The 15,197-nt window shown below is 62.0% G+C and carries 9 protein-coding genes; 5 read left to right on the top strand and 4 right to left on the bottom strand.

Translation table 11 applies throughout. The features are described from left to right. Window positions 1–48: 48 nt before the first annotated feature. Together J3P81_RS04775 and J3P81_RS04770 are read right to left on the bottom strand one after the other, a co-directional pair. Entirely contained in the window at window positions 49–1,713 is a 1,665-nt protein-coding gene (locus tag J3P81_RS04775) for a ShlB/FhaC/HecB family hemolysin secretion/activation protein (protein WP_420764123.1), read from the bottom strand. 98 nt (window positions 1,714–1,811) lie between these two features. Beyond that, window positions 1,812–7,955 carry a filamentous hemagglutinin N-terminal domain-containing protein gene (locus tag J3P81_RS04770; RefSeq protein WP_434562405.1) on the bottom strand — a complete coding sequence of 2,048 codons (6,144 nt, stop codon included), beginning with the start codon at window positions 7,953–7,955 and terminating at the stop codon, window positions 1,812–1,814. A 281-nt stretch (window positions 7,956–8,236) separates the two neighbouring features. Here J3P81_RS04770 and J3P81_RS04765 point away from each other — a divergent pair, with 281 nt between their 5' ends. Both J3P81_RS04765 and J3P81_RS04760 read left to right on the top strand, forming a co-directional pair. Continuing rightward, window positions 8,237–8,641, top strand: a complete 405-nt coding sequence (locus J3P81_RS04765; protein WP_434562403.1) for a DUF488 domain-containing protein — start codon at window positions 8,237–8,239, stop codon at window positions 8,639–8,641. 100 nt (window positions 8,642–8,741) lie between these two features. Beyond that, entirely contained in the window at window positions 8,742–10,253 is a 1,512-nt protein-coding gene (locus J3P81_RS04760; RefSeq protein WP_434562401.1) for a DUF6630 family protein, read from the top strand. 153 nt (window positions 10,254–10,406) lie between these two features. On the opposite strand, the gene J3P81_RS04755 is transcribed toward J3P81_RS04760, so the two are convergent. After that, window positions 10,407–10,952 carry a DUF4256 domain-containing protein gene (locus tag J3P81_RS04755; protein ID WP_434562399.1) on the bottom strand — a complete coding sequence of 182 codons (546 nt, stop codon included), beginning with the start codon at window positions 10,950–10,952 and terminating at the stop codon, window positions 10,407–10,409. A gap of 171 nt (window positions 10,953–11,123) precedes the next feature. On the opposite strand from J3P81_RS04755, the gene J3P81_RS04750 reads away from it, so the two are divergent. Both J3P81_RS04750 and J3P81_RS04745 read left to right on the top strand, forming a co-directional pair. Further along, complete coding sequence (locus J3P81_RS04750; protein ID WP_420764119.1) at window positions 11,124–11,423, top strand: hypothetical protein; 300 nt, start codon at window positions 11,124–11,126, stop codon at window positions 11,421–11,423. Between the two features lie 149 nt (window positions 11,424–11,572). Next, window positions 11,573–11,845 carry a hypothetical protein gene (locus J3P81_RS04745; protein ID WP_434562397.1) on the top strand — a complete coding sequence of 91 codons (273 nt, stop codon included), beginning with the start codon at window positions 11,573–11,575 and terminating at the stop codon, window positions 11,843–11,845. A gap of 11 nt (window positions 11,846–11,856) precedes the next feature. Here J3P81_RS04745 and J3P81_RS04740 read toward each other — a convergent pair whose 3' ends face one another. Then, window positions 11,857–12,309: a MarR family winged helix-turn-helix transcriptional regulator gene (locus J3P81_RS04740; protein ID WP_420764117.1), complete on the bottom strand. Its 453-nt coding sequence runs from the start codon at window positions 12,307–12,309 to the stop codon at window positions 11,857–11,859. A gap of 174 nt (window positions 12,310–12,483) precedes the next feature. Here J3P81_RS04740 and aceE point away from each other — a divergent pair, with 174 nt between their 5' ends. Next, window positions 12,484–15,153 (top strand): pyruvate dehydrogenase (acetyl-transferring), homodimeric type, encoded by a 2,670-nt coding sequence (gene aceE / locus J3P81_RS04735; RefSeq protein ID WP_434562395.1) that lies wholly within the window; start codon window positions 12,484–12,486, stop codon window positions 15,151–15,153. Window positions 15,154–15,197: the final 44 nt, after the last annotated feature.

The raw sequence follows: 15,197 nt of genomic DNA, 5'->3' as shown, positions 1-15,197 counted from the left end.
GCTCCCTCGCCACGGGTTTGTTGACTACCTTGAATGAGCGGCGTTTGGTTAGAACTGGTACCCAATCTGGGCCAGCAGTTGTGGGTTTTCCTGACGCGTGTCGCTTTGCGCTTCACCGCCGGAGTGACGCCAGGCGACCGTTGCGTCGAACGAGAGCGGGCCGTACTGAGCGCGCAAACCCACACCGCCGCCGGAGATGCTGCGGGTGTTTTCCTCATCAGCCCACTCGTCGTGGTTGATGCGCACTTTGCCGGCGTCCCAGAACAGGTAAGGCGTCAGCTTGTCGATGGGGTAGCGAAGCTCGATCTGGGTCAGCATGCCTTCGTCGCCCGAGGCTTCGCTTTGTGGATAAGCCCGCACCCCATCGATGCCACCGAGGCTGAAATCTTCGGAGGAATCGAGGTTGTCCTGGCTCCATTGGCCGAGGAACCGGGCGAACAGCGTGAAGTTGGCGGGCAGCGCTTGCAGGCGGGCAAGGTCGACGTTCACCTTGCTGAATTGACCTTCGGTCTGGGCGGTCTGACGGTCGCCCTCGCGCAGGGCGGAATCGAGTTTCAAGTCACCGTAGGTCAGCGTCGCGCCGCCGTAGGTGATGCCGCCGCCGAGCAAGGTGTCCCTTACATCGAACTGCAGGCTGATGGGCAGCGAGTCGCTGCTTTTTTCAAAGCTCAGGCCCAGTACTTCGTACTTATCTTCTAGATCCTTGTGCTGGTACTGCCCGGCCAGCATTAGGTTCGCCTGATTGCTGCGAACGAGCGGATAACTCAAGCCGACGCTGCTGACTTCGGCGGTACCGGTCGCACCCAGGTCGGCGAATTCAGCGCCCAGGTCATAGGAGCTCTTGGCGTAGCCCACGTTGCCGCGCAGGCCAGAGGTTCCCAATGGCATCGAGTAGCCGAGGCTGCCGAAATACAGCTCCTCATCGGTGGCCATCACGGCGGCGCTCAGCCGGTCGCCCAGCATCATCGGGCTGTTCCAGTCACCTTGTACCGTCAGGCGATTGCGCCCCGAATACCGGTTGCCGTGGTTGTCCAGCGTGGCCTTGCCTTCGAAGGCCTTGGTTTTGCTCACCTGGGCATCGAGGTCGCCCGTACCGAGCTCGTCACCCGGGCGGATGACCGGACGAACCGCCACGCCCGGCAGGTCGGACAGAACCAGAATGCTGCGCTCCAGGCGGTCACGCTCGATCACGTCGCCCGGCTGCAAGTCGTCCAGGAAGGGCTGCGCCTGCGCGGCCAGTTTTGCATCGTCGTTGACGGCAGTGACTTTGCCATAACGCCCTTCGATCACCGCGATGGTCAGCTCGCCGTTGGCCATGCGCTGAGCCGGCAGGTAGGCGCGTGCAAACGGGTAACCGTGCTCACGGTAGTAAAGCGTGACCTGCCGGGCGATTTCCCGCAGCTCGTCCAGATCAAGGGACTTGCCAATGGCCGGCGCGACGACGCGTTGCAGGCTGGCCTCGTCGATACGGGTATTGTCGGTGAAACGCACGGCATTGAGCTGGACCTTGGCGCCGCCGACTTTTTCCTGCGCCGGTTGCGGCGCCTCGACGTCCAGGCGAATGCTTTGCGGCAGTTCCTGTTGAGGAATCGGCAGTTCTTGCAGGATGCGCCCCGCGTCGGGGATCGGGCGTGCCGGTAGGGTCGCCGCCCAGGCCGGGGAAGTGGACAACAGCGCCAGACCAGCGGCGCAATACATCAATTTGTTATGCATTGAATATGTCTCGAATAAAGCGGGTTGCCTGAGCCCCTTGGCCGCGTCCGGGGACGCGGCCAAGGGGCTCCTTCAAAGGGAAAAGTGAGTGTCAGGGGTCAGGGACGCATGGCCAGGCTCGGCAAGCGCACACCGCCGCGCACGACGAAAACAGTCTGTGGCGGGTAGGCCGCACAGGCGGCCCCACCCGATACACCGCCGTCGGCGCAGACAGTCCCGGCCAGTTCCCGCTCGCTGTCGGCGTCCTGGGCCTGGGCAGCCGAATCGCCGTCGCCTTGGGCCAGGGCGTCGCCCGCAGCGTTGCCGCCATTGGCGTTTGCCGGCGCGCCGCTCTGATCCACCAGCAGCAGGCCGCCGTCCTCGACCCCGACGTCGGACCAATCAGTCGGTTTCGGCTGGACCGGATTGAGCTCCGGCGCATGGGGCGAAGTCACTTGCACGACGATGCGCGTTGCATCGGCGACGCTCTGCTGGATGGCGCTGATATCGATGGACTGCGTCACCGTGAGGTTGCCATTGGCCGGGTCGCTGACGATCAGGTAACCGAGGTCAGCCAGCCCACCGATATTGATCTGGTGGGTGCCGGGGTCTGGGTTTCCTATCGAATACTCCGGCTGGCCGAGCATCTGTTTGGTGTCACCGTTCTGCAGGCCGTTGACGTCGAAACCGGCTGCACCGCCACCGTTGAACGTGGTTTGGCCGTCGAATGGTTTGGTCTGGGTGGTCGTACCGTTCGTGGACACCACCAGCGTCGGTTGCTCGCGGTATACGGCATGAACCCCGGTGTTGCCCAGCGCCCGACCGAAATTGCTCTGCTGCTCGTCGCTGTTGTAGCGGAAGTTGCCGCTGCCACTGCCCACCACATCCACCACGCCGGTGCTGCCGGCGAGGCTGCCGGTGTAGATCACCGCCCGGCCACCCGCGCCGGTGGACACCGTCACGCCCGCGTTGGCTTTAACGTCACCGCCCGAGGCCACGCCCGCCGAAGCGGATTGACCGGCGTTGAGCACGATCGCATCAGCGGCATTGCTGGTGGTGCTGACGTTCTCGGTCAGGGTGATATTACCGGTGGTCGTTACAACCTGGACTTTGCCGGTGTTGCCGATGCCAACGATCTGATCCAGCTGGGTGCCGTCCAGCGCCGTCTCGGTCAGCCTGCCGACGGTGACGTCCGTGCGGTTGACGAAGTTGACGTCCTTCGCCCGGCTGGCGATATCGCCGACCCAGTTGCTGGCATTGCGCAGGTCAAAATCGCCGCCCTTGAGCGCCAGGCCATCGGCGGTGATGGTGCCGTTGGCATCTTGGGTGGTCTTGCCATCGACGTTGAGGAACACGTTGCCGTTGGTGGCCAGCGCTTCGTTGATCGCCAGATCGCCGTCGGTGCCGATGCTGACGTCGCCGGTGTTGTTCACCCCGGTGGTGGACTTGACCACGTTGCCGTTGCCGTCGGTTTCAGTCAGCGTGCCGACCTTCAGGTTGCCAGTGTTGTTGAACGCGACCTTGCCCGCCTCGCTGGCGATGTCGCCCACCACGTTGCCGTTGTTGCGCAACTCGAAGTCGCCGCCGTTGAGCGCCAGGCCGTCAGCGGTGATGTTGCCGTTGGCATCTTGGGTGGTCTTGCCATCGACGTTCAGGAACACGTTGCCGCTGGTGACCAGTTCTTCGTTGATCGCCAGATCGCCGTCGGTGCCGATGCTCACGTCGCCGGTGTTGTTCACGCCGGTAGTCGTCTTGACCACGTTGCCGTTGCCGTCGGTTTCAGTCAGCGTGCCAACCTTCAAATTGCCAGTGTTGTTGAACGCGACCTTGCCCGCCTCGCTGGCAATGTCGCCCACCACGTTGCCGTTGTTGCGCAACTCGAAGTCGCCGCCATTGAGCGCCAGGCCGTCAGCGGTGATGTTGCCGTTGGCATCCTGGGTGGTCTTGCCATCGACGTTGAGGAACACGTTGCCGCTGGTGGCCAGCGCTTCGTTGATCGCCAGATCACCGTCGGTGGCGATGCTGACGTCGCCAGTGTTGTTCACACCGGTGACGGTCGTTTGCGTGCCATCGGCATGGGTCGCGGTAAGCGAGCCCACTTTGAGGTTCCCGTTGTTGTTGAACTGGACCTTGCCCGCATCGCTGGCGATATCGCCGATCACGTTACCGCTGTTGCCCAGGGCGTAGTTGCCGCCCAGCAGCACCAGGCCGCTGGCATCGAGCTTGGCCCCGGCGTCACCGGCCTGGGTGGTGTTGCCCGCCACTTCCAGGGTGATGATGTCGTCGGCGCGGGTTTGACCCTGGCCGGCGTCATCCCGTGGGCCGTTTTCGATGGTGATGCCTTTAACCAGCGACAGGTCGTGGTCGGTTTTCAGGGTGACCGCTTCGTTGGAGGTAATCCCAACGGTGCCGTCCACGACGCCAACCGTCAGGTTGCCGTTGCCGGCGAATTTCAAGCTGCCGACATCGGCGGCGATGACGCCCACGTCATGCCCCTTGCCCAGGTCGAAATCGCCTTCGCCGCGCAGGGCCAATTCGTCCGCGGTAATGGTCGCGCCCGTTGCCTGGGTCGCCCCTTTGCCGCCGTCGACGGTGAGGGTCAGGCCTTTGCCGGTCGTGCCGTCTTCGTCGGTGCCTTCGGGATCCTCGAGGGTCAGATCGCCCAGCAGGTTCAGGACACCGTTGGCGACCAACGCCAGGTCGTCCATGAGCGTCGCGCCTTCATCGTCGACGGTGATGTTGCGGGTCTTGTCATTGCCGATGACGACCTTGTCGAAACCGTCCTGGATGTTGGCCAGGTCAGCGTCGGACAGCACCAGCGGATCGTTTGGCCCGGTCACCTCTGGGTCATCACTGCCGCCCACGTGGATATCCAGGCCTGGGGTCTTCTGCTGCAAGGTGAGACTGCCGCCACCGGCAACGCTCGCGGCGAGATCGATTTCGTCGGCGGTCAGGCTCGTATTGCCCTGGGTCGCCAATGCCTGGCCGACCGTAAGCGTGTCGGCGATAAGGTTCAGGTCGCCGGTCTGGGTCATGCCGGCCACCGGCACACCTTGCGGGTTCGCCGGGGTCTGGCTGTCAGGAACGGTGACGACGCCGACGGTCAGGTCATCGACATCGGCAAAGCTGACGGTGCCGGTGTCGCTGGCAATCGTGTCGACGTCGTTGGCGGCGTTGTCCAGGTCATGGACGGCGCCGTCACCCAGCAACACCAGGCCATCGGCGACAATGGCGCCGCCAGCGGTCTGGTCGATCTTGCCGCCATTGCTTTGCAATGCCAGGACCGGAGCCGGTTTGTTGTCGTCGTTGCCGGTGCCTGGTGCGTCCGCCACGGTCAACTGGTCATTGATGTGGATATCGCCGGTGCCGGCATCGAGGATAAGGTTGTCGTTGATGCGGGTGGCTTCGATGATGCTGATGTCACCGGTCATGTCCGCGCCACCGATCTTGACGGAAGTGAACCCGTCGCCCAGGGCGCTGATGTCGGTGCCGGTCAGTTCCAGCGAACCGGCGGCGTCGCCGGTGCTGCCGCCCACGGCAATGTTTTTGCTCGGGGTGTTGGTTTCAAGGGCAATGGAGCCATTGCCGGTAACGCTGCCGGCGCCGCCGTTGAAGTTGATATCGTCGGCCTTGATGGCCAGGTTGTTGTCGGTGCCGTTGAGGCTGCCGTTGAACGTAATCGAACTGCCTTGCAGGCCCTTGCTCCCCGAGGTGTTGGTCTTGATGTTGTCGACGTACAGCGAGCCGCCAACCTGCTTGCCGGCGGTCTGGTCGAAACTGCCCGAAACGAACACGAATTTGTACGTGCCGGCCTTGTCAGCGGTCGCCGTATGGCTTTTCCAATCCACCGCGCCCGTGCCGTTCCCCGTTTCGTTCAGGATGATCTGGTATTCACCGGTGTTGACGTTCAACAGATAGCCGAAGACGTCATAGGTGTCGCCGCCCGCGACCGGTTTGTAATCGAAACTGACCGCTTCCCCCGCCGCCAGGGAGACCGTGCCCTCGCTCACCACCGACGGACCGCGCATGATGCAACCGGCGGGTGCGTTCTGGCAGTTGGAGTTGTTCTCGGTGCCCAGCAGCAGCGCAGCGCCACCGTCCTGGCCCTGGCCAGCCGCGACGACCGGTGTGAGGGGCTTGTAGTTCATGTCGCCCTGGTCGCCAGGCGAAACGCTCGGCGGGTTGCCATTGGTCGGCGATGTGGTTGGCAGCGTCGGGTCATCGGGAGATACCACGCCCTCCACCACGGTCACACCAGTGAAGAATTGGTCGATGGAGGTCTTCCAGCCGACCAGGCCGTTTTCGAAGTCGGCGTTCAGGAACTGCGAGGTGCCCATCTCAACCGCACCGTTGTAGACCTGCTCGCCGCTGGTGAAGACTTTTGCACCGTTGATATACGTCTTGCCGGCGCCACTGGTGGTCGCGTACAGGGCGCCCAGGGCGCTGTTACCGCCCACCATGTCGCTGAAGATGATCGAGCCTGAACCTGCGTCCACGCGCAGCTCGCGCTTGTTGGCCACCGCATCGGAATCCACCACGCCGGCAAACACGATGTTGCCGCCGTTGCTCTTCAGGCTGACGTCGGTGTTGAGCGCCATCTTGCCATTGAAGATCAACGCCAAACTGTTGCCATTGCCCGCGCCGCTGGCGTCGATGTCACCGTTGAGGAAGATATTGCCGAAGACGTAGCGGCCCGTGCCGACGTCGTTGTGCCCGGACTGCAAGGTCAGCGTCCGATCGCCGCTGATGTTCGTCGGGGTGTAGTCGCCGTTCCAGTGGATGCTGTTGTCGGCTTTGATCGCCACATCGGTGCCGCCGGCCAGGGCCGTATCGATCGCGTTGAAACCGACCGTGGCCTCTGTCCCGTTGGCGCCGCCCGTCAACCCGCCGTTGCCCGGTCCCACCGTGACGCTGTCCGGATCGAGCAACCACAAGCCGCCCATGCCGTTTTTGGCCGAGGCATCGGCGGCTTTGCTCACCGCCAGCTTGGCGCCGCTGGTTTCGATCTTGCCGCCGTCACCGCCCTTGGCGCCGCCGGTGGCTTTCAAGGTGCCGTCCACGCGCGTCACGCTGCCAGGCTTCTTCACATCCGACCAGGCCACCACGGTGCCGCCTTTGCCGTTATCGGTGGCCGATGCATCGAGCACGGCGCCTGCGGCGATAGTGGTCTGGCTGGCCTGCTTGATCGAAGCGTCCTTGCCTTGCCAGCTCCCGCCCACGTAAATCTCGCCGCCGCCCTTGGCGCCGGTGGCGTCGAGCGCAGCGCCGCCGTTGATGGCCACGCGATCCCCGGTCACGACGATCTTGCCGCCCTTGGCGGTGTCGGAAGACACATCGATGCGCCCGGCGACTTGTACGTCGCCCCGGTCGCCCATCAACGTGACCACGCCGTTTTCACCGACATCCAGGGAACGGGCTTCGATCAGGCCGGTGTTGTTGATGACGGTGCTCGCCAGGGTTTCCGCCGCACGGGCGGTCAGCAGGATTTTCCCGGCATCGGCACGAATGGCACCGCCGTTTTCAATCAACGCCTGCAACGCGCCTTCCTGGACTTCCAACTGCACCGGCCCACCCAAGTCGAGCGTCACGACGCTGCCGGCGCCCAGCAGCACGTTGCCCTTGTGCGCGGTGATGTTGCCTTCGTTGACGATTTTCGCAGCGATCAGGGCAACAGTGCCGCCCTGCGCTGCGTTGATGTTGCCCTGGTTGACCACCGACGCGGCGCTGTCGCCACTGAAACGGTAATTGCCGGCAAGGAAATCTTCGGTGGATAGATTAAGCGTGGAGGCCACCAGACCGCCCACATCCACTTGCGCGCCGGGGGTGAACAATACGCCGTTGGGGTTGACCAGGAACACCTGGCCGTTGGCTTTCAGCGCGCCCTGTATCACCGACACATCCGAGCCCAATACCCGGTTCAATGCGACAGAATTCGCGCCAGGCTGGACGAACTGGACGGTGTTGCCCTTGCCGATGGAGAAGCTCTGCCAGTCAATCGCAAGCTTGTCGCTGCCCTGATGAATGACCATGCCCGTGCCGCCCTGGTGGATGCTGCCGTTACCCGCCACGATATTGCCGCCGGTCGGCAAAGGCCCCGCCGTGGCAAACGAGGCGAATACACCGCCGCCCACGCCCATGACGAGGCTCAGTCTGGTGTTGAGGGATTGACGGCTTTTGTCCTTGCCCTGGCTTTTGACCAACTCGGATGCCACCTGCCATGCGCCCATCACGGCATTCCAGACGACTCGGTAACTTCTATTCATTGTGTTCACTCATTCCTGATACAGCGGGTCACGCCAAGACGACCCGACGGTTCCTGTCGACAAATCAAACGGAGAAACCGAATCCGGGGCGGATTGCGGCTCGAAAAATCCCACAGTGCTGCGCCCATCATGTCCGCCGCGCTGGGGGCAGTGCCTTTGCTTGAGCGCCCATGGCTTTTGAATGAGGGGATGGAATTCCAATTTTCCGATGGGTGGCTCGCTGGTCACCTCCTCGTCGGCGACCTATGCTCAGTCGGTCCAGTTTCCACAGGCGGGCCCTGATGATCCGATGCAAACGCGCCTACGAAACCGCCACCGCCGAGGATGGCGTGCGGGTGCTGGTGGACCGTTTGTGGCCGCGTAACCGCCCCAAGGATGCCTTGGCGATCACCGAGTGGCTGCCGCAGGTCGGGCCTTCCCATCCATTGCGCAAGGCGTTCAAGGCGGGCGCGGTTTCGTTCGAGCAGTTCCGCGAGGCGTATCGCAAGGAATTGGCGGCGCGGCCGGAGCATTGGTGGAAGCTGGTGGACCTTGCGCGGGATGGAACGCTTACCCTGGTGTATGCGGCCAAATCGACGGATGAAAATAACGCGGTGGTGCTGGCGCAGTGGTTGGAGGATGAGGTGGAGAAACGCACGGAGTCGAGCTCACCGGTGTGTTATCTGGATGAGTTTCCAGAGCTTTGAAAGGGGCTTGCTGTAACACCGTGGCGAGGGACCTTGCGCCCTCGCCACGGGTTGTCGATTTGCCTAAGATCGGCGCAGAGAATTCACCGGGAGGACAGCCGTGACGCCATCGCCCTTTGATCCGTTGGTTCATATCGATTGGAAAACACCCGGCAGCGACTTGCTTGGGCTGCTGCAGCATTACTACCCCGACATCGGGGTGTTTGCCGGCCCGGGGTTCGAGACGTTATTGGATAAGCTGTCCAACGAGATGCCCGAGGTCTGCTTCGAGGCGCTGGCGGCGCTGTTGTCGCACCATGGTTACGACCTGTGGAACCTGGACGCCGGCGGCGATGATTATCGGCCGGTTATTTTCCCCTCCGACCAACGCGAGGCGTTTGCCCAGCATTGGCAAAGCCCACGTGGCGAACCCAGATTCACGCCGAGATTGATCGAGCCGCCCAAGCCCATGGTGACCGAACACAAACCGGCCAAGACCAAGCGCGGCAAGGTGAACTGGCTGCAGGAAGTCCATGACTACCCCGGCCCCACTCACGTGCATGAATACAACTACCGCAATGGCTGGGCTGCCATCACCGAGCAGGACGAAGACCGGTGGTTGTGCTTTTTGATCGACTACAACCAGTGGCCGCCTGTCGAGCTGGACATGCTCGAACAACGCACCGATGAGGTGGATGGCGGGGACCTGCGGCTGATCGACGCCAACGCCCAGCGCAGCCTGTGGCGACGCCAGGTCAAACGCGGCGATTACAGCGCGGATGATCGGTTCAAATATGAGACTCGCCGGGGCGATACCATAGAGGACTTCGGACCTGCCGGCCAGGAGTGGCAGGCATTCGAAGAACCCTGCGTTGTGGCAGACGACACGATTTTCGAGCGCCAGCGCATTTACGAGCCCAAGCACCTGACGAGGATCAGGCGGACCACGGCGGACAGCAGCGAGGTGATTTTCGAGGACTCGGATGAGCTGACCATCCTGCCCGTCGGCCCGCGCCGATTGCTGTTCATGCAACACAACGGCAAGCGCTGCTGGGTCTGGAACCAGGACCCGCCGCACCAGGCCGTCGCCGCCAAGCCAATGCCCGCCGAGGCTTATAAGCTGCGCGCATCGACCGCGTACCTGGGCGGTGACGAGATTTTGCTGTTCAGCGAAGGCGCGCGGCCGAACGTCGAGCACTCGGGTTATCAAGAGACGGTGCTGTTGGCGTGGCGCTTCAATTTCATCACCGGCACCAAGGCGAAGGCGACGTTGGACGGCTTCGGCAGCGAGCTGCGCCAGGACACCCGCCTGCTGGTCACCCAGCCCAAGCAGGTGATCACGCTGCGCACGTTCCATGGACAGCTTCATGTGTCCCGTGGGCATGGTGATTGGTGGGTGTGGCGTTATCGCGCCAACACCTTCGGCACCCAGACCCTGGCATGGTTTTGGAATCAACGCAGCAATGAGGTAGTGAAGCTCTCGACCAAGGATATCCCGCGCGTCAAGCCTGAGATTCGTTACGTGCCGGCGCAGGATCGGTATCTGGCGTTCGAGACGGATTTTGTGGCGCGGTTGCCGGGCTTCGCGCAGATCCTTGAGGCCAAGGGATGTGAGGTTCTGACTTTTCAGTGAGGCGATTTAGCGGCGGCGACCTCCGTGGCGAGGGAGCTTGCTCCCGCTCGACTCCGCAGCAGTCGCAAAACCTGCCAACCGTTTTCCCCTGCCATGCCGCCGGGGCCTGCTGCGCAACCCAGCGCGAGCAAGCTCCCTCGCCACGGGTTTGTCTTAAACCTGCAGCACCCCACGAAACCCACGCGCCGCGTAATACGATTGCACCCCATTGTGGTAAACGAACACCCGGCCATAACGAAAATCGCCAAACAACGCCCCACCCAGCGCCCGGATTTCCGAAGGTGTTGCCAACCAACTGGACGTCTTGGCATCAAACTCACCCAGCGCTTGTAATGCCCGGTATTGCACTTCGGTCAACAGGCTCACGCCCATCGCTTCGGCCAATTCCAGGGCACTGCCTTTGGGTTTGTTCTCCTTGCGCGCATCCAGGGCCGCACGGTCGTAGCAGAGGCTGCGGCGGCCGGTCGGGCTTTCCTTTACGCAATCGCAAAAGGTGATAGAGCCTGTCTTCGCGTCCAGGCCAATCACGTCGGGCTCGCCGCCGGTGGCTTCCATGGCTTGGAGCGTTTCAAGGGCGCTGGGGTTGTTGTCGAGCCGCGTCTGGACGTCGGCCCATGGGATGTTTGGATGGCGGTCGGGTTTCTGTTCAAAACGGGCCCGAAGGGTTTGCAGCAAGGTTTGTTGTTCTTGTTCTTTCATGGCGCGAGGTCCTTGGGTGCCGATGGGTTGTGCATGGAGCGCTTAATAGCGATATGCAGCAAGTCACAGCTTCGATATTTCTATTTGATATTGGCTACTGTCGACTCTGACAGTAGTTGCGCAGCGGCGTTGGCTCTTAACCTGCTACAGGTTCGCGAGCAGGAGCCTAGGGTGAATACAACGATAAGCTGCATCAGAGCGCTGCCACTTATCCTGCCTATTACATTGGCCGGCACCTGTTTCCCGGCGCTGGCGACCGAGGACTGCAATATTCAGAAAGTCGGGCTGGCGATGATTCTGGAACCTGGAGGTATAGCTCAAAAAGCCTTGTCCAAAGCCCAGTACAGGGAAAAACTGGATGTGAAGCGCGTGCGGATCACCCACTCGGAACGGGCCAAGCACCCGGATAAATCTCGCCTCACTGTGGTGATCGACAAAAAAAGAAAAGTGAAGCACATCTATTGCGAATGAACACCCGCTGCTGGTGAGCCCGTGGAAAGGACACCCGGTCAGCGCCTCACCTGGGCGCTACGCGGCGCGAATTGTGGAGCTGCCCCAGCTATACCCGCTTGGCCCGTGACGCGGACAAGGCACAGCGTTGGAATCGCATGCACCCCGGGATGCCAAGACGATCGTCGCATCTGCTCGACTGCCTGGGCCCCTCGGACAGTCCGGTCGTCGCGGTGACGGGTTACGCGCAGCACGTCGCCGAGCAGATCGGCAGCCACATCGGCTCACGGTTCGTGGCCCTCGGCGCCGACTCTACCGGTGCCGCTTGCGCAGCGGTGGATAAACACTGGATCGTGGTGTCGTCGTTGCAGGCCCTGGCTCAGGATGGGCTTATCGACCGAGCGTTGGTCGAGCAGGCGATGAGCCAATACCTGTTGCAATGACCACACATCGCTCATCCCGCTCGCCCACTGGAGCGCGCCGCTTTGGCCGCACGTTCCAATGCTTCGCTGAAGACTCGTTGCTGGTCGTCATCGAACTGCGACAGGAACAATTCGTCCACCGCGCCTTCATAGACCTTCCACATCTTCTTGCGCAGCGCTTTCCCGCTCTCGGTGATGGCCGCGTACGCGCCTCGACCGTCGTCGCTGGCGCGGCTGCGGGTGACCAGGCCTTCAGCCTCCAGGCGGTCGACCAGGCGCGTGAGATTGTAGCGTTCGATGGCCATGACATCGGCCAATTCGCTCATCCGCCGCGCGCCGTCAGGGCCACTTTCCAAGCCCCATAACGCGTCGTACCAAGCATAGGCAGGCAGCCCCTCAGCCGCCAGGCGACGCTCTATTTCGCGGATCAGGCAGCGGTGGGCCCGGACGAATCTGAACCAGGTGTCCGGCTCGTTTGAAGACATGCAGCACCTTTTTAATGAGATCGATTTAGTTGCAATTGTAGCGCGTGGCAGGATAAGTTCTCGCTCGTAGTTGCAAATGCAACTACAAAATTCCAGAAGGTTGGCGTCCACCCACGCCCCTTAGTCAGGCACCAAACGACTCGGTGCTGCAGCACTGACCAGGAGACGACAACGATGGCACAACAATCCATGTTTCTCGACGAGGATCCACAAGAGACTCGCGAATGGCTCGAATCCATTGAGTCGGTGGCAAGCGTCGAAGGGCGCCCTCGCGCTCACTACCTGATCGACCAGATGCTTGATTTCGACGCCAACCGCCACGGCGATTTCTACGGCCGAGTGACGACCCCCTACGTCAATACGATCCCGGTCGACCGCCAGCAGCCCTACCCTGGCGACCTGGCCGTCGAGCGCCGGATCAACGCCTATATCCGTTGGAATGCGCTGGCCATGGTGCTGCGCGCCGGCAAACATTCAAACGTGGGCGGGCACATCGCGTCCTATGCATCGGCGGCCGTTTTGTATGACGTCGGCTTCGAGCATTTTTTCCGTGGCCGCACCGAGCAATTCGCTGGCGACATGGTGTACATCCAAGGCCATTCTTCACCCGGCATCTATGGACGCGCCTATCTGGAAGGTCGCCTGAGCGAAGAGCAGCTGGACAACTTCCGCCGCGAGACTGACCGCGACGGTGTTTCGTCCTATCCGCATCCACGGCTGATGCCAGACTTCTGGCAGTTTCCAACGGTCTCCATGGGGCTCGGACCGATCACCGCCGCGTATCAGGCCCGGTTCATGCGCTACCTTGAAGATCGTGGCCTGAAAGAACACCAAGGCCGCAAAGTCTGGGCGTTTCTCGGTGACGGTGAAATGGATCAGCCGGAATCGCTGGCGGCCATTTCCCTGGCGGGCCGGGAGAAGCTCGACAACATCATGTTTGTCGTCAACTGCAACCTGCAACGCCTGGACGGTCCGGTGCGTGGCAACAGCAAGGTGATCCAGGAGTTCGAAAGCCTGTACCGGGCGGCCGGCTGGAATGTCATCAAGGTGATCTGGGGCAGTGGCTGGGATGCCCTGCTGGAAAAGGACAAGAGCGGCCTGCTGCGCCAACGGATGATGGAATGCGTTGACGGCGACTACCAGAACTATAAATCCCAGAACGGCGCCTATGTGCGTGAACACTTCTTCGGCAAGTATCCCCAGTTGCTGGAGCTGGTCAGCGACCTGAGCGACGACGACATCTGGAAGTTGTCTCGCGGTGGCCACGATCCGGAAAAAGTCTACAACGCCTATGCCGCTGCCATGCGCCACACTGGCGGGCCGACAGTCATTCTGGCCAAGACCGTGAAAGGCTTCGGCATGGGCGAAGCGGGTGAAGGCCAGAACATCAATCACCAACTCAAGAAAATGGGCGACGAGGCGGTCAAGGCGTTCCGTGACCGGTTCGCACTGGCGCTCACCGACGACCAGTTGGGTGACATGCCTTATCTCAAACCCGCCGCGGACAGCGTCGAAGCCCTCTACCTGCAAGCCAGGCGGACCCAGTTGGGCGGCTATATCCCGGCGCGTTTCAACGCCGTGGCGCCATTGCAGGTGCCACCCTTATCAGCGCTGGATACACAGCTCAAAGGCACGGGCGAACGGGCGATTTCCACCACCATGGCGTTCGTGCGCATCCTCGGCACGCTGCTCAAGGACCCGAACATCGGCAAGCTGATCGTGCCCATTGTGCCGGACGAATCTCGCACCTTTGGCATGGAAAGCCTGTTCCGCCAGATCGGCATTCACTCCCATGTCGGCCAGTTGTATACCCCACAAGACGCCGGCCAGTTGAGCTACTACAAAGAAGCCCGGGACGGCCAGATCATGCAGGAGGGGCTGAACGAGTCCGGCGGGATATCTTCGTGGATCGCCGCAAGCACGTCCTACAGCACCCATGGCGTGATGATGGTGCCGTTCTACATCTTTTACTCGATGTTCGGCTTCCAGCGCGTTGGCGACCTGGCCTGGGCGGCGGGCGACGCACGCGCTCGCGGCTTCCTGCTCGGGGCGACTTCCGGCAGGACGACGCTCATGGGTGAAGGCCTGCAACACGACGACGGCCATAGCCACGTGCTGTCCTCGACCATCCCGTGTTGCGTATCCTACGACCCGACCTACGCCTACGAACTGGCGGTGATCATCCAGGACGGTATGCGGCGGATGTACGCTGAAAACGAAGACATCTTCTATTACATCACCGTACTGAACGAAAACTACGCCCACCCACCGATGCCCGAAGGTGTCGAGGAAGGCATTCTCAAGGGCATGTACCGCCTCTCGGCGCCGGAAAAACCTGTCGAAGGCAAGCATGTGCAGCTGATGGGTTGCGGTTCGATCCTTCAGGAAGTCGTTGCGGCGGCCCAATTGCTGGAACAGGATTTTGCTGTCAGCAGCGAAGTCTGGAGCGTGACCAGCCTGACCGAACTGCGCCGTGACGGCCAGGAAGCCGAACGCTGGAACCTGCTGCATCCCGAGCACGCGCCGCGCGTCAGTTATGTGGAAAGTTGCCTGCACGACAAGCAGGGCCCGGTGGTGGTCGCGACGGACTACATGAAGATTTTCGCCGACCAGATCCGCCCGTTCGTACCCAAGCGCCGCTTCGTGGCCCTGGGCACGGATGGTTTCGGTCAATCGGACACTCGCGAGTCGCTGCGCAGATTCTTTGAGGTGGACCGTCACTTCATCGCCCTCGCGGCGTTGAAGGCCCTGGCCGACGACGGGCAAATCCCAAGGGAAAAAGTCGCTGAGGCGATTACACTTTATGGGATCGATCCGCAAAAGCAGAACCCTGCGAAAGTTTGACCCCACGATCAACCTGTGGGAGCGAGCTCGCTCCCACAGTGGAT

The sequence above is a fragment of the Pseudomonas sp. R1-6 genome, from assembly GCF_051132115.1.
Classification (GTDB): domain Bacteria; phylum Pseudomonadota; class Gammaproteobacteria; order Pseudomonadales; family Pseudomonadaceae; genus Aquipseudomonas.
Note: the sequence above shows the minus strand (reverse complement) of the source record. Positions and strands in the feature narration are given on the sequence as shown.

Coding starts and splice junctions, on each gene's coding strand:
- J3P81_RS04745 (WP_434562397.1), top strand. CDS start 11,573: ATGCCAAGACGATCGTCGCATCTGCTCGACTGCCTGGGCCCCTCGGAC.
- J3P81_RS04740 (WP_420764117.1), bottom strand. CDS start 12,309: ATGTCTTCAAACGAGCCGGACACCTGGTTCAGATTCGTCCGGGCCCAC.
- aceE (WP_434562395.1), top strand. CDS start 12,484: ATGGCACAACAATCCATGTTTCTCGACGAGGATCCACAAGAGACTCGC.
- J3P81_RS04775 (WP_420764123.1), bottom strand. CDS start 1,713: ATGCATAACAAATTGATGTATTGCGCCGCTGGTCTGGCGCTGTTGTCC.
- J3P81_RS04765 (WP_434562403.1), top strand. CDS start 8,237: ATGATCCGATGCAAACGCGCCTACGAAACCGCCACCGCCGAGGATGGC.
- J3P81_RS04755 (WP_434562399.1), bottom strand. CDS start 10,952: ATGAAAGAACAAGAACAACAAACCTTGCTGCAAACCCTTCGGGCCCGT.
- J3P81_RS04770 (WP_434562405.1), bottom strand. CDS start 7,955: ATGAATAGAAGTTACCGAGTCGTCTGGAATGCCGTGATGGGCGCATGG.